The sequence below is a fragment of the Paenibacillus sp. G34 genome (assembly GCF_056856875.1).
On the sequence record NZ_CM166469.1, the window covers coordinates 3623615 to 3644776 of the forward strand.

Consider the following 21162-nt stretch of genomic DNA (forward strand, 5'->3'; position numbering starts at 1 on the left):
CAGAAGATACTCAATTATTCTTTTTATTCAAATGTTCATCCATAAGTTTCTCTGCAGTCTGCACGATTTCGTCGATCTGCATGCGTGTAATGCTGTCAAAATGGATTCCCATAATAACAGTTACCGTCACTTTCAATTGAAGAGCCGCTTTGCGGGCGAGCCGCTCACAGAGCTCTTGTTCCTTATGCCCCGGGATATGTACCGTCGTTCCACTAACCCGCTCATGGTCGACATAGAAGGTAGCTACTGCCCCAATATGCGCTTTACCACCGGTAACCAGAAATACCTTGTCCTGCCCCGCCTCAAAAACCTCTAAACGAATGGACTTCAAATCATATGTACTCATCGTCTCTCCACCTATCCTTCTCTATATGTTATATATGGTGGAATTATGGCTTTCATGACCTGATGATGCAATGAAACTTCTCACACACGCATAAAGACAGAATTCAAAGGGCATACCATAGAGAACGCAATTTTGGAAAAAAGGAGGCCGTTAACATGCGAATACGCCTCATCATGCTCGCACTCGTTACCATTATATGTTCTGGAGTTCATACAGCTCCTTTAGCCGGTGCTCGGGTGTCTGCTGCTTCATCGGACGAACTCTCTTCAAGTCCGAGTGATACACCGGCATCTAGCTCAGATGTTAGAGAAGAACAGTTGACTCTAGGCGAGCTTCGGCAGAAATACGCGGATACGTTCAAAACCAATGGTCCTTCCACCAAACAAGTTGCACTGACTTTTGATGATGTGCCTGATCCAAGATTTACGCCACAGGTACTTGATGTATTAAAAAAATATAAGGTTCGAGCTACCTTTTTTGTTGTTGGCAGTCGTGCGGAGAAACACCCGGACTTGGTGAAACGTATGGTGAAAGAAGGACATATCGTCGGCAATCACAGCTACAATCATCCTGAATTCAGCAAATTATCGATGACTGCCTTTCGCAAACAAATATTACATACCGGCGATATTATTCACCGTCTGACAGGATATACGCCCAAAATGATTCGTCCTCCGTATGGGGACATTAATGAAGAGCAGTTGCGATGGGCTGCAAAACAGCATTACAGCATCGTGAATTGGAATGTGGATTCTCTCGATTGGAAAGGACTAGACAAGGAAAAGGTAAAACATAATATTCTCACCGCCGTGAAACCTGGTTCCATCGTATTACAGCACGCTGGCGGCGGTACAGGTTCGAACCTGAAAGGTACAGTAGAGGCTTTGCCTGAAGTTATTGAGGAATTGCGAAACCGAGGGTATGAATTAGTTACATTGGACGAAATGCTTAAACTGCCAAAAGAGAAACAATAAGTGAAAGAACAGGGTGTTCTTCTACGTCATCATGAATCATACCTATCATGATTACGCAAGAACACTCTGTTTAAGTTAATACTCTATTCAACTTGTGACCCAAATCCATTAAGGGAAGGGTTTAAGTCTTATTTTAAAATGTACAACTCAATATCCTGAAAACCAAACGAACTTACAAACTGTTTGCTTCCAGGGATGAAGATATCGATGCGATTTCCCTTAATGGCGCTGCCTGCGTCCAGAGCAGTTGCTATGAAAGCCTGTTTAGGCAACCCTGGATGTGTATGGCCAGTCACCAATACCTTTGTTCCAAATGGAATCACCTTTGGATCCACGGCGATCGTGCCGAGTTCGAGCGGATTGCCAAAATAATCAACAGCGCCCCATCCACCATTTTCGGAAGCATCCGCTGAATATGCTGTTGCTTTAACATTCAGTGTTTTGCTGTAGTCAAGTGTCTTACCCCAAGCTTGTACCACTTTGTTATCCGGATTCACGTCAAGGCTCGCAGTTGTAACCGTCGTTTCCTGTGACTTCGCTTGAACCGGTGCTGCTACGGCTTTGTTTTCGTTACCTGGAATTGTAATTTTCAGACCACCATAGATGTTATAAGGTGAAATATCTTTATTCGTTTTGATTAAGGTGTTCATATCAATGCCATATTGCTTGGATAAGGTGAAGAAGGTGTCCCCTTCTTTGGCCACATGAACGGAATCCGCGTGAGCTGGAACGGCTTGAATGAATAGAATCGATGTCATTAGTGCGATGGCAGTTTTGGCTATACGTTTCTTGTTATACATGGTCTTCCTCCCTCATGATGCCTGCGAAGTTAGTTGTCGGATTCGGATGGAGGAGCCCACCCTATAGGCTGTACGTGAAATGCTGAAACATTATGTATTCCTAATTCACCCCAAGCAGCATATTTCTGATATGTCTCCATATGTCTGCATTGTTACGTCCCCCGCACTTCCACTTCGGAAGTTTCGGCAGACTTGAATATATCACAATTTTGTAACCTTAAGCTGTAGTAAATGTTTCCAATTGGCGTTTTGATATGATAATCAGGTAACAGAAACGTTACTTTCCTACCTCATCTTTCTTATTAAAACAAAAAAGCGTTACCGGATTCATGATCCGATAACGCTGTTATTCATTTTACTCTATATACAGAGTGGCATGAATTACAGTACTTTTGCAAGAAAGTCTCGTGTACGCGAATGTTTTGGAGCTCCGAACACCTCATCAGGTGTGCCTTCTTCGACAATAACCCCGCCATCCATAAACAGGATCCGGTCACCCACTTCACGCGCGAAGCCCATCTCATGCGTTACAATAACCATCGTCATTCCGCCTTCGGCAAGCCGTTTCATAACTTCCAATACTTCACCGACCATCTCAGGGTCAAGAGCTGATGTAGGCTCGTCAAACAGCATAACATGTGGCTGCATCGCGAGTGCCCTTGCAATCGCAATCCGTTGCTTTTGTCCACCAGACAGCTGATTGGGAAAAACATCTTTTTTGTCAGCCAAACCAACTGTTTTTAAAAGATCCTCGGCAATTTTGTTTGCTTCATCTGTAGATTGCTTTTTCACCTTGATTGGGGCAATCGTAATGTTTTGCTGAACCGTTTTATGCGGGAACAGGTTAAAGTGTTGGAATACCATGCCCATTTTCTCACGTGTAGCATTAATGTTATGCTTGGGATCGGTAATCGACACACCTTCAAAATCGATCTGTCCCGAAGTTGGCTGCTCAAGCAGGTTCAGACAGCGCAGAAATGTACTTTTCCCCGAACCCGAAGGGCCAATGACCACAACAACCTCACCTTTGCCAATCGTTACGTCAATGCCTTTCAGAACATCGTTTTTACCATATGATTTGTGTAATTGTCTAACGTCTATCACTTGCACCCAACTTCCTTTCCAATCGTCCGAGCAGCTTGGACAGAATAAATGTCATGACAAAGTATATCGCTGCTGCAATAATGAACGGGTTAAGACCCTGGAATGTGAGATTTTTAACGACACTTGCCTGATACATAATATCCACCATACCGATAACCGAGATAATCGATGATTCTTTAATGATCGTTACGAACTCGTTACCGATCGCTGGCAAAACGGCCTTGAAGGCCTGTGGCAAAATGATATAACGCATCGCCGCGCCTCTGCCCATCCCAAGTGAACGAGCTGCTTCCAATTGACCACGGTCAACGCCTTGAATACCGGCGCGGAAAATCTCGGCGAGATACGCACCGCTGTTAATGGAAAGCGTCATAATCCCTGCCTGAAGTGCTGAGAAGTTAATACCAAAGGTTAAGGACACCCCGTAATAGATAATCATGAGTTGTACCAGCATTGGCGTACCCCGGATCACCTCAACATACGTTGTACCAATCCAGCGTAGAATCGCCATATTGTGAAGACGGAACAGGCAGATAATCAGACCGATTATAACTCCGAATAATACACCCAGCGCCGACAGCAGAAGTGTGTAACCAATACCTGTCGCATATAATCCTTTGTACTGCCAGAACAGTTGAAAAATGTTTTGAGACTTGTTTACTTTATCAGCCATCAGGAGACTTGCTTCCGTAACCATCTGGTTGATTTTATCTTCGCTTTTCAAGCGATCCAAGGTTTTGTTTACAGAGGCTAACAGCTCCGTATTGCCCTTGCGAATGCCGACAGCTGCCTCAGCCTGCTCTTCGTCCGGAACAGCTGCAGCAAGACCGATAATGTCATCCAGGTAACCAGCAGCTACAGTATCTTCGACAATGGCTGCGTCTACACGTTTTGTTTGCAGTTGAAGAACGATGTCGGATATTTTATCCAGTGAAGTCAGCTTTGCTCCTGGAATTTTCTGTCCGATCGTTTCTTGAATGGATCCCTTTTGTACGCCAATTTTGACATTTTCCAGTGATTTCATGTCTGGATAATTGTCCTTATCGACATTACGAACCATAATGACTTGTTTGGATTTATAATACGTATCTGAGAAATCAATGCTCTGCTTACGCTCATCCGTCGGTGTCATGCCCGACACGACTAAGTCTACACGGCCACTTTGAAGCGCGGGCAGTAGTCCGTCAAAACCCATATCCTCAATAACGAGCTCGGCTCCGAGATCCGCTGCGATTTCTTTGGCAATCGCAATATCAAATCCAACGATTTCGTCTTTGCCATTGATGACTTTGTGGAATTCATACGGTGCAAAATCGGCACTTGTCCCGAGCACCAATTTTTTACCGCCTGAGCTGTTGACTGTTGTTTCATTCGCCAGCGCCGCAGGTGCAGCCGCCGTCAGAAAAAGAAGGAACGTTAACAGCATTACGGTGTAACGACTTATTAATTTCAACCTTGTTCTCCCCTTACAATGCTATAATTACGATTACATACTGATTCGTCAGTCATGTTGATGACTGAGTCATTATAAAGTACAATGCATGATTATGCAATGCATTTTCAAGATCGAATCTTGACTTGTTTCTGAAAAAATACTGCAAACATGTTATAATCATTAAATTATTTTCATTTTGCCTAAGGAGTTAATCTATGACAACCAATAAAAATCAGATCTTTACCGTTATTGATCAATATGCTTCCCGTTTCAAAGACATTTCATCATATATCGGAGCCCATCCTGAACTTGGAAATGAAGAATATTTGGCCTCCGCTCGTTTAAAGGAAGAACTTTCCTATCATGGGTTTGAAGTTGAAGCTCCGATTCTTGGATTAGATACGGCTTTCATCGGAACTTACACTTCAAGCAAGCCGGGCCCGACGATTGCACTGTTATGTGAATATGATGCTTTGCCGGAAATTGGTCATGCTTGCGGACACCACCTAATCTGTATGATGAGCCTCGGGGCAGGCGTTGGCCTGAAAGCCATTGTGGACGAAATCGGCGGAACCATCAAAGTCTTTGGTACGCCTGCAGAGGAGACGCGCGGGGCTAAAGTTCCGATGGCGGAAGCGGGGTTATTTGATAATTGTGATGTTGCACTTATGGCTCATCCGTTCTATGCCTACGAAAAATCAGGCAGTTCCCTCGCCATTGATGCTGTGCAATTTGAGTTTCATGGCAAATCCTCACATGCGGCAGCCAGTCCACATGAAGGAATCAATGCACTCGATGCGGTCATCCAAACGTTTACTGGAATTAACGCTTTCCGGCAGCAAGTGAAGAGCAGTGTTCGCATTCATGGAATCATTAACAGTGGCGGACAGGCTGCCAACATTATTCCGGACTATGCTTCTGCTCAGTTTTATGTACGTGCAGCCACACGTAAAGAATTGAATGTGCTGACCGAAAGGGTCATTCAGATTGCACAAGGTGCTGCACTTCAGACAGGGTGTAAACTCGTGACATTCAACTACGAAACATCCTATGATGAGATGGTTACAAATGAGACCTTCTCTGACACGTTCAGTCAGAATTTAATGGAACTCGGCATATCGCAGGAAGAGATCGTTAGTGGAAACGACCATGGCTCGATGGATATCGGTAATGTTTCCCTGAGATGCCCAGCAATTCATCCTTATATCCGTGTCGTTGATGAAGTCCATACGCTGCACTCCATTGAATTCCGTGATTTGGCGTTGCAAGAACGTGCTTTGGACGGCATGATTTTGGGAGCCAAAGCGCTCGCTGCTACAGCTTATGATGTGTTGAGCAAGCCTGAACTGCTACAAGCGATCCGTAAGGAGTTTGAGCAAATCAGTCGCTAAAACTGCTTGTATTGGATTACAGTTACACCAAGACATCTTTCAAAAAAGAAGCAATACTTATGATTCCGGGTTGATTCTAGGGTAAGTTTGAACCGTTTTGAATTATTTAATTCAAGTCCGGTATCCAAACCTGCCCTTTTTTTGCAACTACAAAAGCCGCAGTTAATAAACTGCGGCACTCCAAACGAAAATAAAAGCTACTTCTTAGATCACACTTGAATTCGACGATAAATATCCATATATTCCTCTGCCGATACATCCCAACTGTACTCTCCGCTCATTGCATTTTTCACAATTTTCTTCCACTCGTTCGGCTGACGATAAAACTCTTCTGCACGGCGAATCGTATTCATCATGTCATGTGCATTGAAGCTTGTAAACGAGAAACCATTACCTTCTCCTGTAAACTCGTTGTAAGCTTGTACCGTATCATTTAAACCACCTGTTTCTCTTACAAGCGGTACACTTCCATAGCGTAAGGCTAGCAATTGGCTGATTCCGCATGGCTCAAATTTGGATGGCATCAGGAAAATGTCACTCCCTGCGTAGAAACGGCGAGACAACCCATCATTGAATGTGATCTGAGCTGACATTTTCAAGGGATAACGATTAGCTGCTTCGCGGAACCAGTGCTCATATGCGGAATCTCCGGTACCCAGTACGGCAAATTGAATATCATCGTAATAGAGCAGCTCGTCCAAAACGCGGCATACTAAATCCAGTCCTTTCGAATCAACGAGCCTGGTCACCATAACCATCAATGGTGCGTCTGGGCGAACCGGCAGCCCCAATTCCTTCTGCAGTTCAATTTTATTTTCAATTTTTTTAGACAGGCTTGTTCTATATTTAACCGCAATTTTATTGTCCGTTGCCGGGTTATAACTTTTGGTATCAATGCCGTTTACGATGCCGCTAAAGCGATCACCGAGTGAACTGAGTAGTCCATCCAGCCCATAACCGTAATATGAAGTCTGTATTTCCCTAGCATAAGTAGGACTTACCGTAGTCACATGATCGGAGTACACAATTCCTGTTTTCAAAAAATTGACATTCCCATAGTATTCTGCACCTTCCATCGTGAAATACCGATCATCAAGTTCCAGAATTTCGCTGAATAACTCGTGTGGGAATACACCTTGATACAACAAGTTATGTATAGTGAACACCGTTCGAATCCCACTATAGAACGCATCATGCCCATAATGAGCCTTAAGAAGCAAGGGTATCATACCCGCATGCCAGTCATGTGTGTGCAGAACGTCCGGCTTGAAATCAATCTGCGGAAGCACCTCAAGCACAGCTCGGTTGAAAAAGGCAAATCGCTCTCCATCATCCATGTACCCGTAGACTCCGTCCCGTCCAAAATAATACTCATTGTCTACAAAATAAACGGGTATCCCGTCAAACTCCAGCATTTCAATGCCACAGTACGCTCTGCGCCATCCCAAAGGCACATCCGTAACAAGGACAGGTTTCATCGCCTCTTTGTGTTCTTCGGAGATCCCTTTATATTTCGGCAAAATCACTCGCACATCTGCCCCGTTTTTCTTCAAAGCCTGTGGAAGTGCACCAATCACATCTGCTAGTCCTCCCGTTTTAATAAAAGGATGCGCTTCAGCCGCTGCAAATAAAATATTCATGCCTTTGTCCCCCTATCCGGTTTTAACGTTCTACTCTCTTTTTTTTCTGTAATTTTTTCTGTCTTTTTTTTCGATTTCACGGAAGCGCTACCTTCAGCGATGGGCTCCGTTTTCCGGCGTGTATTCTTTTTTAGAATAACGACACTTAGCGGTGGTAAATCCACTTCGAGGCTGTGTGCATGCCCGTGAAATGGAATTTTTTCTGAGGGGATCTGCATATCATTAATTATCCCTGAACCACCGTAATCCGAATGATCACTGTTCAATATTTCGGTATACATACCGGGACGCATGACGCCAATCCGGTAACGCTCCCTTTTGACTGGCTGAAAGTTAATGAGCACAAGGAGTGTATCCGCAGGTTTTTTTCCTTTGCGAACATATGAAATGACACTTTGGCCTTGATCATCCGGAGTGATCCATTCATAACCGTCAAAGGAATGATCAAGCTCCCATAAAGCTTTTTCACGGACGTACAGCTCGGAAAGCTCACGTTCAAACTTGTGCAGGCTTCGATGACTATCATAATCCAGCAAAAACCAGTCCAGTTGATCCTCATCTTTCCATTCGATGAACTGGCCAAACTCTCCACCCATGAATAACAGTTTTTTGCCCGGGAATGTCATGAAATAACCGAGGAACGCGCGCATGCCTGCGAATTTCTGCTCATAACTTCCTGGCATTTTGTTCAAAAGAGACTTTTTACCATGTACCACCTCGTCATGAGACAGAGGAAGCACGTAATTTTCAGAAAAGGAGTATACAACCGGGAAAGTCAGCAAATGATGTTTGGAAGGACGTTCATGAAAATCAGATTCCATATAGTCGAGCGTATCATTCATCCAACCCATATTCCATTTGTAGTTAAAACCCAGACCACCCTTGTCTACTGGCATGGTGACCATTGGCCACGCACTGGATTCTTCGGCCATCATCAAAGCATAAGGATAATATTCAAAAACAGTCTTGTTCAATTCTTGCAAAAAAGCAACAGCTTCTTTATTCTCCAGGCCACCTTCGTCGTTGGTTCGATATTGACCTGGCACCTTTTCAAAATCAAGACGAAGCATGCTTGTTACTGCATCAACACGGAGCCCGTCAAAATGGTACATTTCCATCCAGTACAATGCGTTGGAAATCAGGAAGGAACGCACCTCCGGTTTGGAATAATCAAAACTGAGTGTACCCCATCCCGGCTTCTCGGCTAACATCGGATCTGCGTATTCGAACAAAGGGGTACCATCAAACAGACGCAGTCCATGCGCATCCTTAGCAAAATGAGCAGGCACCCAATCCAGCAATACACCAATTCCAGCCTGATGTAGTGTATCCACCAGATACATCAGATCTTTTGGCTGCCCATAACGGCTTGTGGGTGCATAGAAACCCGTATTTTGGTATCCCCATGACAGGTCATACGGATGCTCGCTAAGGGGCATCATTTCAACATGGGTATACTTCATTTCAAGTAAATAAGGAACAAGCAAGTCCGCTATCTCACGATAACTATACAGACTGCCATCATCCTTGCGTCTCCACGTCCCCAGATGCATTTCATAAATATGTAAAGGTTTGTTATACATCGTGCGTTGTTTTCGTCTCCACGCGCCATCATTCCACTTGTATCCCTCAATGGAACTTGTGACAGATGCCGTTTGAGGACGTATTTCAGCCTGAAATGCATAAGGGTCTGCTTTGAGGCATTCGGTTCCATCTTCCGTTAAAATACGGAATTTGTATAAAGTACCTTCGTCAATTCCCGGAAAGAAGCGACTCCAAAATCCCGAATCGGGTATCTTATATAAAGGGTCCTTTTCACCTTTCCATCCATTACGGTCCATAGCCAGTCCAACTTCTACGGCATTGGGTGCCCATACGGTAAAGCGGAACCCTTGACGGTGATCGCGAGTCTCAGGATGCGCGCCCAACATTCGATAACTGTGATGAAGATTACCTTCATGAAATAAATAAATATGCTCAGATAACATATCAGGTTGTGCCAGCGGTTCAATAGCCAAGGGATCACCTTCTTTTCTCCAGAAAATAGATATAACGTTAACCATTACCCCATTCTAGCCAACTTGAAAAGAAAAATGCGTTGTTTTAAAAAATGATGTATTTTTTCAGAATTTTTACAATAGCTATCGTTTCAGAGGCTTCACTTTCGTTTACTAATGTACTACACTGCACAAATATTTTGGGAGGGAAACGATCATGTTTAATAAAGATTGCATCGCTATGCTGTTGGCGGGAGGAGAAGGAAAGCGATTAGCCCCTTTAACCTCGAGGATTGCAAAACCCGCTGTACCGTTTGGCGGGCATTACCGGATTATCGATTTTCCTCTCAGTAACTGCGTTAACTCAGGAATCGACACTGTAGGTGTTCTGACGCAGTACCAAGCGGAATCACTGCACGAACATATTGGTCAAGGAGAACCATGGACACATGGTGATTCAAATGAGACCGGAATCTCCTTGCTTCCATCTTATCATACAGGAAATGACGAATACTTGGGAACTGCGGATGCCATATATAAAAATATGGACTATATTGACCAGCAAAACCCCGAAAATGTTCTAATTTTGTCGGGTGACCATATTTATCATATGAATTATCGCGAGATGCTCGAGGAACACAAGGCTAACAATGCCCTCGCTACGATTTCTGTCATGGAAGTGCCTTGGGACGAAGCACACCGATTCGGAATTATGGCGGCAGATGAAAATATGCGCGTGACCGAATTCGCCGAAAAACCGGCTGAACCTAAAAGTAATTTGGCTTCGATGGGCATCTACATGTTCAATTGGAAATATTTGAAACGTCATTTGCTTGCGGATGCCGCGAATCCGAATTCCAGTCATGACTTCGGGAAAGATGTCATTCCACAGATGTTAAATGAAACCAATTCGCTTTATGTATATAACTTCAATGGCTATTGGAAAGATGTTGGTACGGTAAAAAGCCTTTGGGATGCACACATGGATCTGTTATATAACGAAGAGAACTGGAGCCTTCAGAGAGAAGACTGGCCTATGTTTACTCGCGAATGGCGTTCCAAACCTAGCGCTCTTAAAACAAGACAGACACAGATGGAGCATTTAGCTTCTATGGTTCACGACTCTTGCGCTATCGAAGGCCGTGCTGAACGCTCTGTCATCTTCTGCGGAGCTGAAGTGGGTAAAGGATCTGAGATACTGGACAGCGTCATTATGCCTAATGCACGCGTAGGACGCGGAGTTCATATCGAACGTGCAATTATCGGCGAAGGAGCCATTATCAAAGATGGTGCTATTGTTAAAGGTACAGCCGATGAAATTGTTGTCGTTGGCCCGAATGAGATTATCGCACCTAAACCAGCCGTACGCACGCAACCTGTACGTATGCTCAAAGAAGTGTATGAGAAAAGCGGCCGCCTCCGTGCTGGTGAATTATCCTCATAACAATATAGATATAAAAAGGCGAGCCATTATGGCTCGCCTTCTTCGTTTCTCTGTATAACAATATTCATGCATGTTATCACGACAAATCAGCGCTTCTCACCCTCAGTTGATGGATCATGAGAATGGCTCTCCTCATCTTGGTCAAGTTCCACAGGTGTACTTGTCGGTTCTTTCAATGTATCTGCTTCGATCATTGCTTCCCTACTTGGTAACTCTTGTGCAGCTAGAGCTGTCTCCTGCTTAAGCATAGGTAAGGTAACCGTAACGGTTGTTCCTGATCCCAGTTCACTTTGCATCGTGATGGTACCTTCATGCAGCTCCACAAGCTCTTGAGTGATGGCAAGACCAAGCCCTGTACCTCCATTTTGATGATTCACCTGGAAGAAACGATCTCTTACTTTGATCAGATGCTCCTCGCTGATCCCAATGCCTGTATCCTGCACAACCGCAACGATCTGATCATTTTCTTCTTTCACTGTCAGGAAGATCCATGAATTCTCATGTGAGAATTTGATTGCGTTGTCCACAATGTTTAAGAACACCTGCTTCAATCGGTTTCCATCACCGTATACATTATAAGCGCGTGTCTCGTCTGTTTCCAACTTTAGATGTACCTGCTTTTGTTCGGCTTTCGCCCATACGTTCAGCATGGTTTCCTGCACAACCTCACGAATATTAACCGTGCCTTTCACAAGCTTCATCTGATTTTGCTGCAGTTTGGAGAAATCGAGCATCTCTTCCACAAGTCCAATCAAACGCTCTGTTTCCTTGGCGATGATGCCCATGCCAATGCGTGTTTCATCCGGGTCGTATCCGCCTGAATCGAGTGTTTCACTCCAGCCTTTGATACTGGTCAGCGGTGTACGCAATTCATGGGATATGGACGAAATGAAATCGTCCTTGATCTGGTTACTGCGCACAATTTCATGAGCCATGAAGTTAAGTGTTGATGCAAGTTCACCAAGTTCATGCTTGTAATTCCCTTTAACCCTCACATCCAGTCGCCCTTTTGCCATCTGAGCAGATACCGCTGTAATACTGTTAATGGGACGTACAATGGAATTGGCCATGCCAATACTAATTATTAACACGATAGCCAGTACACCGACCCCTACGGCAATTGCCAGCAACCCCATGACGAGTAATTTAGAATTTACTGATTCGAGTGATGTCAGATAACGCACAATGTACGTATTTTCACCACCCAGGTCAAATTTGTTGGCAACCGCCATCACCGATTCGCCGGTATTGGGCTGTCTGCCTATCCATCGTCCCATATCTCCGTTTAACGCCTGCATAATGTCACTCGTTTGTAGCACCGCTCGATCTGATTCAAATGCCGTCGAACTCGCCAGCACACGTCCATTCAGATCCAAAATCTCAAGTTCGGTATTGTCTAATGCAAGACGAACCAGAAGCCTGGACAAGTTATTATTGCCATCTTCCCCATTACTGGCTCTGGCAATGGGCTCAAGGAAGTCCCTGTTATTGGTAATGTGAGTACTGATGGTATTGTAAATGCTCTCATAATAATACCGCTGCACAGCCAGCATAAACACAAACTCTACAAGCACCAGAGCGAGGAAAACGACAATAAAGTAGTGTAGTACGATCTGCCGCGTGATCCCCTTTTTAATCATTGATCCCGGCCTTTCCATTTGTACCCGTGACCCCATACAGTTTGCAGGTATTCAGGCTCGGAAGGATTGTTCTCAATTTTTTGCCGTAAACGACGGATGTTAACATCAACAATTTTAGGATCACCCATATACTCTTTGCCCCATACGTGATCCAGCAGCAGGTCACGACTCAGCGGTGTATTTTCTTTTTCCAGGAAGAACTGGATTAACGAGAACTCGGTAGGTGTCAATTCAATAGCTTCATTATTCTTTTTAAACTGTTTGGAGATCAGATCCAGTGAAAACGGCCCCGATTGGAACGTTACTTTAGCCGCGGTTTCACGATGTACATTCACACGACGCAGCAACGATTGAATCCGTGCAATCAGTTCAGTCGGGCTGAACGGTTTGCTTACGTGATCGTCTGCTCCAACGGAAAGGGCATATACTTTATCCTGCTCCTGTACTTTGGCTGTCAGAAAAATAATACCGAGCCTTTCGTTCGTTTCACGAATCCGTCTACATACTTCAAATCCATCAATGCCGGGAACCATAACGTCCAGTAATGCCAGATCAATATCCGGAACGGATTGCAAGATACGCAAGGCTTCATGACCATCACCCGCTTCCAGCACTTCAAACCCGTTTCTTTTCAAGTTAATGACAATAAAACTGCGGATGGATTCTTCATCCTCAAGAATAAGTACTTTACTCATCAAGTTCTTCCTTTCTATTCAGCTGAGAAGTTTTTGCTTAATGCATCCTTGCCCGCCTCAGATTGTGCAACACGCGATGCAATGACCCGATCTTTCGTTCGAGTAATTTCCTTCCAGCTTTTCCCCTTTTCAAGATCCCACTGAGAAAACGTAAAATATTTGATCTCGGCTACGGTTTCATCCGTTTTGATCATTTTGAACCGAATATATTTTTCCTTCTCCGATTTGGTATCAATCGTGATCTTGCCATACCATTCAGGCTTTAAGTTCAGATGGAATAAATCGGCATCATCCCGGAACTGGAATGACACAAACTTCTTTCCCTCTTTTCCATCCCACTGGTAGAATGTATAAAACCACATTCGTGAATCAAATACGTAGTGCTCCCAGCCTTTTGGTGTTTCTTTCAATCCAAACTCAATAATACCATCATTATTCACATCACCGCTTAAAATTTTGTCATCTCTGTACGTTTGGTCGGGAGATTTAAAAGCGCTGACGAGTTTATTGTCTTTAACATACATAATTTGTGTAAACGAACTTCGATCATCGAGGTCCGCATCGAGCACAATCCCCATTTTTCCTTCGGCAATCTCACCGCCAAGGGCATTATACACTTCTTTGACCGTATAATCCGTTACGACACGATCGATTTCCTTGAAACTGTCATCCTGATACTGATACAGTGCAATGCTGGCGAATCCGCTGGCGTTCAGCGAGACGACAACAAAATCACTCTTGCCATCTCCGCTTAAATCAAGCGCATTGCCTTGCATGTCATCAATAATCACCTGATTATACGGTACGCCACCGAGCACTTGTTCCAAGACTCCGCCTTTATAGGAATATGCCGTTAACGCTTTTTGATCCTGCAAGCTTACACCAACTATAATGTCCGGGTTTCCATCATTTGTAATATCCATGACTTTGAATGATTCCAGCTCATTGCCTGGTACATCAAACGTGAGTTTTTTAACCCACGCCCCCCCTTGTTCCTCTAAAATCATACCGTGGATACGCACATTTTCATTGGGTGTCTCATAAAAAACACTCGCCTCGCGAATGCCGTCACCATTCAGATCTTCTACACGAATCATGCTGGTGTTGCTCATATCTTTGGGCCGAATCAATTTACTTTCAGGCGGTGTTTCCTTCTGCACAATGTTATACAATTTCTCCTTGTCCGTAGACATCATCGGCGGCTTCATTAGAAGCTTGGGGTCACTGATTACCGTACAGCCACTCAGCACCGTTCCGAGCAGAACAGCCATCGCACCTGCCGTCATACAGCGTCCCCATCGCGAATTTAACAATCTCATCACTCTTTTCATATGCACTCATTTTAAATCTGATTTTTCTCCTGCTGTGTCAATCTCCGTCCTCGTATATCAAAAGCGATCCTGCCTTCCGCGATTCCCCAGATTCGGGAAGCGTGCTTCTCTGCCAGTTCAATTGGCAACACGGCAATGACCGTAGCTCGTTCTTCTTCACACAATTTACGTAGCGTTTCCAATACTGCATCAGCCGTATGAGGATCAAGTCCGATGACCGGTTCATCTGCCAGGACCACCTTTGCACCGTGAGCAAGCGCTCTTGCAATGGCAACACGCTGTTTTTCACCGCCACTCATTTTTTCAGCAAGCTGGTGTGCTTTATCGAGTAATCCCAGACCTTCGAGGTGATCCATCGCTCCCATGTAGTCGTCTGATCGGACCATGCCCGTTGCCATCCGCCATAAAGGCGTCTGTCCAAAGCGACCGATAAGTACGTTTTTCAGCGCTGTTTTTCTGGGATACAGTTGCGGGTTCTGCTCCAAGTATGCCCATTCCCGCCTTATTTTTTGTTTACCGCTCCAGCCTTCTTTCAAAATATCCATGCCGTCAACGGTAAAACGTCCTGAATCCCATGTTTCCTTCATCGCCAAACATTTCAGCAACATGCTTTTGCCGCTCCCGCTGGAGCCGACCACCGCAATCATTTCTCCTTGTTGCATATCAAAACGAATATCACGCAAAATCGGAATACGATCCGCTCCAACGGATTTACTCAAGTTCTCCACTCTGATCATCGCGATGTCTCCTCTTGTCCATGTTTTTCCCTACTACTAGTGTACTCGGAAATGGACATCAATTTCCATGCGAACACCAGCTTCTATTTTAACATAAATTCCGCTTCACGTTTACGTCGAAATAATAGTCCCGTTACACCAAAAATCAAATACATACAACCAAGCATCATAAACATACTGCCAGGTGAAACCCAGTTAATCAGTTGACCTCCCAGATTCGGTCCGACGATACTTCCAATCGTGAAATGGAATGACGCTACCACATTGGCTGCAGGTAGTAACCCTTTAGGTAAAATATCTGCGGCATAAGCAAGTCCCAACGAGAAAAATGAACCAACAAGTCCTCCGGCAATAAGTAACAACACAAGTGTCATCCAAAAATGCGTACCCGAAAATGGAACCAGTATAAATGCAAGGCCGCCGCCAATTCCAGCCATCATGAGAATTCTTTTTCGGCCATAACGGTCACTTAATATCCCGAGCGGAAGCTGAAGAAACAATCCGCCGATCCCTATAAAAGGAAGCAAAGAGGCGATCTGATTGGTGTCATATCCGATCCGAAGTCCGTAAACCGGGAAATTGCTGTTCATGCCAGCTTCCATATAACCGTATAGAAGAGCGGGCAACAGGGCATACCATGCCCAAGCGAAACTTCGGCGAAAGCGTCGTTCCGGCAAATGAGCATGCTCTAATTTTTCTGGCTTGGTGTTCGGCAGCTTCATGAGTACCAGAATGAGTACGGCCGCTATACCCACAAATAACACCAGGAATGGAACAGCATCACCAAAGCCGAGCAGCTTGATACCTAGTGGTCCAATACTGAATCCAAGGCCGTAAGACATGCCATAAAGTGAAATATAACGTCCTCGCTTCTCCGGCGCAGTAACTAGCAGCACCCATAACTGGGCAGCATAATGTAGGGCGCTGTCTCCGATGCCAACAATAAGGCGTAGCACAAACCATATTTTTATGTCGGGGAAATAAGGAAACAGGATCAAAGGAAACATAACCAGAATCAAACCGCCTACAATCAGTTTTTTGAACCCCAGAGCTCCCAGTAAACGTTCAGCTGCCAGTGTCATGGCGAATGAACCAATATAAAGCGCAGCCGCATTCAGCCCGTTTACCCCTGGAGAAACCCCCTGCTGTTCCAGAAAAATCGATAATACAGGCAGTAATAGTCCCTGACTAATCCCAGCTACCACAATTACAGTAATCAGGATCAAGTAATTTAAAGTTGAGGGTGATATTTTAGATTTGAACATTGATGCCACGAATTTCATTCCTCCTGCAAGCGCAAACAAAGAAAAACCGCCATCGCTGACGATCTTTAGTCTGTTATTTATATAGGTGTATACTTTCTTCAGAGTTGGGGACTGAGCCCCGGACTTGAACATTATAGTGGACAACGCCCAGTAAAACAAGCCATAATAGTACATAAGTCGCTGTGTATATCTAGATGTGACGGGAGGATTCTGCATCATTATGACTTACCACGTTAAAATTGATGTCTCACCGATATATGAGATGCTAAATAGCTTTTTGGTATATGTCACGAAAAAGTGGATTCAGCATCTGGACATTGGTCCTGAATGGATTCTGGACGTTGAAGGCAAGCTAAGTTCCAATGTGCGGGCTGCCCTTGCACCTGCTGCCACGTGGCCCTTTGACGATTTCGATGTCCTGTTTGCCTGGGCAGCATATCAGAACACAACTTCAGAGAATCAGGAATTTCTGGACATGCTCGCAGGACTTTCAGCTGATGAGTTGTTTACACGCATATCTCCATTAATGCCTGAAATTACAATAGAAGAATCAACGCGAATTCGGAACAGTTATGTCCCATTATTGCGACTGTGGGATCAGCACTACTGTCAGAATATAAGCGAAGATCACCGCGTATGGCTTGAAGAAGACGCTGAAGAAAAGCGGATTCTGCTTGAAAAGATGGGGCCTGAACTGTTAATTGAATATGCCACTGCGGGTGTCATTGTTGAACCGATGCCTGGTTTAAACGAAGTGATTCTGTTTCCAACTGTGCATAACCGTCCAATTAACATGTATTGCTTCTATGAAGGCATGATGATTATGCAATATCCGGTAGATACTCCTGAGGAGAATGAAGATGAACCGCCAACGTGTTTGCTAAGATTCACGCATGCTTTGGCAGATCCTGAAAGACTTCGCCTGTTAAGATATGTATCGGATGAACCAAAGTCACTCTCGGAGATGTGTGAGGAATTGGGCAAAGACGAAGACCCTGTGAAAGATCAGGTTATGGCTCTTCGTATTGCAGGTTTGCTGCGTACACATTTGCTGGGAAGCAACCGTAAAGAAAAATACAGCATTCGTCCAGATGGTGTATCTGAATTGAATATGTTTCTGGAATCCTACATTCGCATCTGAGTGATGTAAACGAATTTAGAGTTGTCCGCAACAAGCGCAGGCAAGGAGTGAGCTAGCATTGAGTTTACTAAAACAACATATATTGTTTGACCTGGATGATACACTCGTGTATTGCAACAAATATTTCAATCTTGTTCTGGGAGAATTCTTTGAAAATATGCAGCAATGGTTTGACGGTCATGCCCTGACAACACAGCAGATTCGGGAGAAGCAGCTCGAAATCGATGTAACCGGAGTGAATAAAGTCGGGTTTGCAAGTCACCATTTTCCACAGTCACTGATTGATACGTATCGATATTTTTCTCAGAAATATACTCGACCAACGTCAACCAGAGAAGAAACGTATTTGAGCAAACTGGGCATGAGTGTTTACACTCAGGAAGTTGAGCCTTACCCACATATGGTAGAAACGTTGGAAGAGCTTAAATCTGCCGGGCATTCTCTTTATTTGTATACTGGCGGAGAGACAGTCATCCAACAACGTAAGATTGATCAGATGAAACTATCCATCTATTTCGATGATCGAATCTATATTCGTCAGCACAAAAATATTGAAGCACTGGAAGGCATCCTGTCCAAAGGCCCATTTGATCGGCGCTCAACCTGGATGATTGGCAACTCGCTTCGCACAGACATTATGCCTGCCGTGAATGCCGGAATTCACAGCATCTATATCAAACAGCCCAATGAATGGCAATATAACATTGTTGAGCTGCAGCCGAATCCGCAAACTTCCATGTATACCATCACCGCACTGGAAGAGGTCCCAAAAGTCATTCATGAAGATATAAAACAGCAACAACAAAAAAGAACCCTTGGATAAAAGGGTTCTTTTTCCTTTTGCGCCTATCAAACTTTACGATGAGGTTTCCAGCTTCTCTCCGGATAACTGACCTGTGACTACATCCTTCAGAATAATACGCGCCTTCACTGTGCTTCCATCCTTGCGTTTGAACGAAAGAACTTGCGTGCTGCCCTTCTCTACCAAGGACTTCAGCATCGCACTTGTTATTTTTTTGCCAGCGTATTCTTTCCAGACTACAAATGTACATCCTTCTTTGAAACGGGAACAGCCATATCCCTTCTTGCCCTCGATAATATACCCATTGCAGTCCGGTGATGGACATGAAGCAAGCACTTCCCTTGCGCCAGAAGAAGCTGTATTCTTTTGAGAGGCTGTGCGAGTGCTTGATGCCGTGTTTGCAACCGATGCCTTCTGAGCTCTGGCACTACCGGAAGACTTATTCGCCGCTTTGCTCGCAACGCCTCTGCTTTTTCCGTTGCCTTTTTTACCTCGCGCATCTTCACCAAAGGCATCAGCAGCTGCTGGAGCCTGGACACGAACTTTTTCAATAATAGACAACGTGAACTTTTTGACGTTTTCCATGAACTTGTCCTGTCCTGCTTCACCTTTAGAGATTTGATATAATCGGCGCTCCCATTGTCCGGTCATCTCAGGCGAGGTCAACAGATCTACACCTGCACGGCGAATCAATTCAATCGCTGTTCGTCCCTTAAGGGTCAATTGCATCTTCTTTCCCTGCATCGTAATGTAACCTACGTTTTTGAGACGTTCGATCGTAGCCGCTCGTGTAGCTGGGGTTCCCAGACCGCTATCCTTCATCGCATCACGCAACTCTTCATTCTCAATCTGTTTGCCTGCACTCTCCATCGCCTTGAGCAGCGTACCCTCGGTATAACTTTTGGGCGGCTGGGTCGCTTTCTCTTTGAACTCACTCTTTGTACAATGAACAGGTAAGTAAGGCTGTACAGCGAAGGCTTTGTCCGTCCATTCCTCTGCTTCCTCTTCTTCACTGCTGTTTTTCTTCGCTTTTTTCTTACCCGAAGCCCCTTGCTCCGGGTCACCTGAACCTAGTACCACCTTCCAACCGATGGACAACAGTTCTTTTACAGACGTTTTGAACTGATATTTTTCTACTTCCGTAAGTACAGTATGTTGCTTATACTCCGCTGGCGGATAGAAATGAGACAGAAAACGTCTTACAATCAAATCATAAATATTTTGCTCATCCTTAGACAGTGTCCCCGGTCGTTTCAATGTGGGCAAAATGGCATGATGATCCTCTACCCGGCTTGGATTGCAGACCCCTTTGTTATTTTTATGCACCAATTCAGGCTTTGCCCCCATAGCCAGCTCGCTGTACGTTCCGTTTTTAAGTAAATTCAGCGTTTTGTGCATGCCTTCAATGTTCTGCTCGGTCACATAGTTGGAATTCGTACGCGGGTAAGAGATTACTTTATGTTTTTCATACAGAGCCTGTGCAATATCTAACGTCTTTTTAGCACCATAACCATATTTCGCATTCGCTTCACGTTGCAAAAGGGTAAGGTCATATAACCGATAGGGATAGTCCTTCGTTTGTTTGGCTTCATATTTAATAATCTGGCCCGTTTTACCCTTTACACTTGTCGCAATGGACTCGGCTTCTTCGGCATCCGTAAGTTTATCACCCTGACGCACGCCGCGGTATTCAACACCTTCCTGACGAAACCAGGCCGCCACTTCATAGAAGGTCTGTGACTGGAACGCCTCAATCTCGATCTCACGATCATAAATTAACGCTAATACGGGTGTCTGAACACGTCCCACAGACAAAAGTGCATTATGTCTTGTTGTAAACGCCCGCGAGGCATTCATGCCAATCAGCCAGTCCGCTTCACTTCGTGCACGGGCAGCATGGGTCAGATTTTCGAATTCTGCGGCATCTTTCAGTCCATCAAATCCTCGCCGAATACTTTCAGCTGTCAAATCCGATATCCACAAACGTTTTACAGGCTGACGCAACTTTAATTGCTGCTGAATCAGCGCAAAAATATACTGCCCTTCCCGCCCGGCATCACAAGCGTTAACGATCGCTGAAGCACGCTTTGCAAGTTCTCCGATGATTTTGAGCTGATCCTTTGTACGCGGATTCGGAACAATTTTGAATTGCTCCGGGATGATCGGCAAATCCGCGATATTCCAGCGTTTGTATTTTGAATCATAGGCATCCGGTTCAGCCAGTCCAAGCAAATGCCCAATCGCCCAGGTGATAATGTAATGCTCACCCTCCAGATAGGTGCGATTATTTTTGGCTTTTGGTTCTATGACGGCGGCAATGGTTCTCCCCATATCGGGTTTCTCCGCTATAACCAGTGTCTTCATCCGTCCATCTCTCCTCCTATACCGCCCAGTATGACGGCAAAAAGGGGCCTTCCGCC

At 44.7% G+C, this 21162-nt stretch carries 17 protein-coding genes and 1 riboswitch; of the genes, 5 read left to right on the plus strand and 12 right to left on the minus strand.

Annotation, left to right across the window (positions count from 1 at the left end):
* Positions 1–10: 10 nt before the first annotated feature.
* Positions 11–346: a prenylated flavin chaperone LpdD gene (gene lpdD / locus AC1VYS_RS16335; protein ID WP_482910582.1), complete on the minus strand. Its 336-nt coding sequence runs from the start codon at positions 344–346 to the stop codon at positions 11–13.
* 155 nt (positions 347–501) lie between these two features.
* On the opposite strand from lpdD, the gene AC1VYS_RS16340 reads away from it, so the two are divergent.
* Entirely contained in the window at positions 502–1320 is an 819-nt protein-coding gene (locus AC1VYS_RS16340; RefSeq protein ID WP_482910583.1) for a polysaccharide deacetylase family protein, read from the plus strand.
* A 128-nt stretch (positions 1321–1448) separates the two neighbouring features.
* Here the strand turns inward: AC1VYS_RS16340 and AC1VYS_RS16345 are convergent, their stop codons facing one another.
* The 3 genes from AC1VYS_RS16345 to AC1VYS_RS16355 form a co-directional block, all read right to left on the minus strand.
* Positions 1449–2120, minus strand: coding sequence for a 3D domain-containing protein (locus AC1VYS_RS16345; RefSeq protein ID WP_482910584.1), 672 nt, complete (start codon positions 2118–2120; stop codon positions 1449–1451).
* Between the two features lie 2 nt (positions 2121–2122).
* Positions 2123–2319, minus strand: a riboswitch (cyclic di-AMP (ydaO/yuaA leader).
* 182 nt (positions 2320–2501) lie between these two features.
* Positions 2502–3224 (minus strand): amino acid ABC transporter ATP-binding protein, encoded by a 723-nt coding sequence (locus AC1VYS_RS16350; RefSeq protein WP_482910585.1) that lies wholly within the window; start codon positions 3222–3224, stop codon positions 2502–2504.
* On the minus strand, positions 3211–4650 hold the full coding sequence (locus tag AC1VYS_RS16355; protein WP_482915029.1) for an ABC transporter substrate-binding protein/permease: 1440 nt from the start codon (positions 4648–4650) through the stop codon (positions 3211–3213). Before AC1VYS_RS16355 ends, AC1VYS_RS16350 begins: the two co-directional genes overlap by 14 nt.
* A gap of 224 nt (positions 4651–4874) precedes the next feature.
* On the opposite strand from AC1VYS_RS16355, the gene AC1VYS_RS16360 reads away from it, so the two are divergent.
* Positions 4875–6050 carry a M20 family metallopeptidase gene (locus AC1VYS_RS16360; RefSeq protein ID WP_482910586.1) on the plus strand — a complete coding sequence of 392 codons (1176 nt, stop codon included), beginning with the start codon at positions 4875–4877 and terminating at the stop codon, positions 6048–6050.
* A gap of 209 nt (positions 6051–6259) precedes the next feature.
* On the opposite strand, the gene glgA is transcribed toward AC1VYS_RS16360, so the two are convergent.
* Together glgA and glgB are read right to left on the minus strand one after the other, a co-directional pair.
* Positions 6260–7690, minus strand: coding sequence for a glycogen synthase GlgA (gene glgA / locus AC1VYS_RS16365; RefSeq protein WP_482910587.1), 1431 nt, complete (start codon positions 7688–7690; stop codon positions 6260–6262).
* The gene (glgB, locus tag AC1VYS_RS16370; protein ID WP_482915030.1) at positions 7687–9678 is read right to left on the minus strand and encodes a 1,4-alpha-glucan branching protein GlgB; all 1992 of its coding nucleotides are present in this window, start codon (positions 9676–9678) and stop codon (positions 7687–7689) included. Before glgB ends, glgA begins: the two co-directional genes overlap by 4 nt.
* Before the next feature lie 226 nt (positions 9679–9904).
* On the opposite strand from glgB, the gene AC1VYS_RS16375 reads away from it, so the two are divergent.
* Positions 9905–11131, plus strand: coding sequence for a glucose-1-phosphate adenylyltransferase (locus tag AC1VYS_RS16375; RefSeq protein WP_482910588.1), 1227 nt, complete (start codon positions 9905–9907; stop codon positions 11129–11131).
* A gap of 86 nt (positions 11132–11217) precedes the next feature.
* Here AC1VYS_RS16375 and AC1VYS_RS16380 read toward each other — a convergent pair whose 3' ends face one another.
* The 5 genes from AC1VYS_RS16380 to AC1VYS_RS16400 form a co-directional block, all read right to left on the minus strand.
* Complete coding sequence (locus AC1VYS_RS16380) at positions 11218–12771, minus strand: sensor histidine kinase (RefSeq protein WP_482910589.1); 1554 nt, start codon at positions 12769–12771, stop codon at positions 11218–11220.
* Positions 12768–13466, minus strand: a complete 699-nt coding sequence (locus tag AC1VYS_RS16385; protein WP_090916668.1) for a response regulator transcription factor — start codon at positions 13464–13466, stop codon at positions 12768–12770. Before AC1VYS_RS16385 ends, AC1VYS_RS16380 begins: the two co-directional genes overlap by 4 nt.
* Before the next feature lie 14 nt (positions 13467–13480).
* Positions 13481–14785 (minus strand): hypothetical protein, encoded by a 1305-nt coding sequence (locus tag AC1VYS_RS16390; protein ID WP_482934386.1) that lies wholly within the window; start codon positions 14783–14785, stop codon positions 13481–13483.
* A 23-nt stretch (positions 14786–14808) separates the two neighbouring features.
* Positions 14809–15534 (minus strand): phosphonate ABC transporter ATP-binding protein, encoded by a 726-nt coding sequence (locus AC1VYS_RS16395; RefSeq protein ID WP_154890435.1) that lies wholly within the window; start codon positions 15532–15534, stop codon positions 14809–14811.
* Between the two features lie 83 nt (positions 15535–15617).
* Positions 15618–16799: an MFS transporter gene (locus tag AC1VYS_RS16400; RefSeq protein ID WP_482915031.1), complete on the minus strand. Its 1182-nt coding sequence runs from the start codon at positions 16797–16799 to the stop codon at positions 15618–15620.
* Positions 16800–17019: 220 nt separating this feature from the next.
* Here AC1VYS_RS16400 and AC1VYS_RS16405 point away from each other — a divergent pair, with 220 nt between their 5' ends.
* Positions 17020–17940: an ArsR/SmtB family transcription factor gene (locus AC1VYS_RS16405; RefSeq protein WP_482910591.1), complete on the plus strand. Its 921-nt coding sequence runs from the start codon at positions 17020–17022 to the stop codon at positions 17938–17940.
* Between the two features lie 58 nt (positions 17941–17998).
* Complete coding sequence (locus AC1VYS_RS16410) at positions 17999–18763, plus strand: HAD family hydrolase (RefSeq protein ID WP_482910592.1); 765 nt, start codon at positions 17999–18001, stop codon at positions 18761–18763.
* A gap of 33 nt (positions 18764–18796) precedes the next feature.
* Here the strand turns inward: AC1VYS_RS16410 and AC1VYS_RS16415 are convergent, their stop codons facing one another.
* A complete protein-coding gene (locus tag AC1VYS_RS16415) occupies positions 18797–21106 on the minus strand; it encodes a type IA DNA topoisomerase (RefSeq protein WP_482910593.1) in 2310 nt (769 codons plus the stop codon).
* Positions 21107–21162 lie beyond the last annotated feature (56 nt).

What these genes read in the sequence shown, in the direction of transcription:
- AC1VYS_RS16415 (WP_482910593.1), bottom strand. Translation starts at nt 21,106, where the DNA reads ATGAAGACACTGGTTATAGCGGAGAAACCCGATATGGGGAGAACCATT.
- glgA (WP_482910587.1), bottom strand. Translation starts at nt 7,690, where the DNA reads ATGAATATTTTATTTGCAGCGGCTGAAGCGCATCCTTTTATTAAAACG.
- AC1VYS_RS16380 (WP_482910589.1), bottom strand. Translation starts at nt 12,771, where the DNA reads ATGATTAAAAAGGGGATCACGCGGCAGATCGTACTACACTACTTTATT.
- AC1VYS_RS16390 (WP_482934386.1), bottom strand. Translation starts at nt 14,785, where the DNA reads ATGAGATTGTTAAATTCGCGATGGGGACGCTGTATGACGGCAGGTGCG.
- AC1VYS_RS16400 (WP_482915031.1), bottom strand. Translation starts at nt 16,799, where the DNA reads ATGTTCAAATCTAAAATATCACCCTCAACTTTAAATTACTTGATCCTG.
- AC1VYS_RS16345 (WP_482910584.1), bottom strand. Translation starts at nt 2,120, where the DNA reads ATGTATAACAAGAAACGTATAGCCAAAACTGCCATCGCACTAATGACA.
- AC1VYS_RS16340 (WP_482910583.1), top strand. Translation starts at nt 502, where the DNA reads ATGCGAATACGCCTCATCATGCTCGCACTCGTTACCATTATATGTTCT.
- AC1VYS_RS16405 (WP_482910591.1), top strand. Translation starts at nt 17,020, where the DNA reads ATGACTTACCACGTTAAAATTGATGTCTCACCGATATATGAGATGCTA.
- AC1VYS_RS16375 (WP_482910588.1), top strand. Translation starts at nt 9,905, where the DNA reads ATGTTTAATAAAGATTGCATCGCTATGCTGTTGGCGGGAGGAGAAGGA.
- AC1VYS_RS16355 (WP_482915029.1), bottom strand. Translation starts at nt 4,650, where the DNA reads ATGCTGTTAACGTTCCTTCTTTTTCTGACGGCGGCTGCACCTGCGGCG.
- AC1VYS_RS16395 (WP_154890435.1), bottom strand. Translation starts at nt 15,534, where the DNA reads ATGATCAGAGTGGAGAACTTGAGTAAATCCGTTGGAGCGGATCGTATT.
- AC1VYS_RS16360 (WP_482910586.1), top strand. Translation starts at nt 4,875, where the DNA reads ATGACAACCAATAAAAATCAGATCTTTACCGTTATTGATCAATATGCT.
- AC1VYS_RS16385 (WP_090916668.1), bottom strand. Translation starts at nt 13,466, where the DNA reads ATGAGTAAAGTACTTATTCTTGAGGATGAAGAATCCATCCGCAGTTTT.
- lpdD (WP_482910582.1), bottom strand. Translation starts at nt 346, where the DNA reads ATGAGTACATATGATTTGAAGTCCATTCGTTTAGAGGTTTTTGAGGCG.
- glgB (WP_482915030.1), bottom strand. Translation starts at nt 9,678, where the DNA reads ATGTTATCTGAGCATATTTATTTATTTCATGAAGGTAATCTTCATCAC.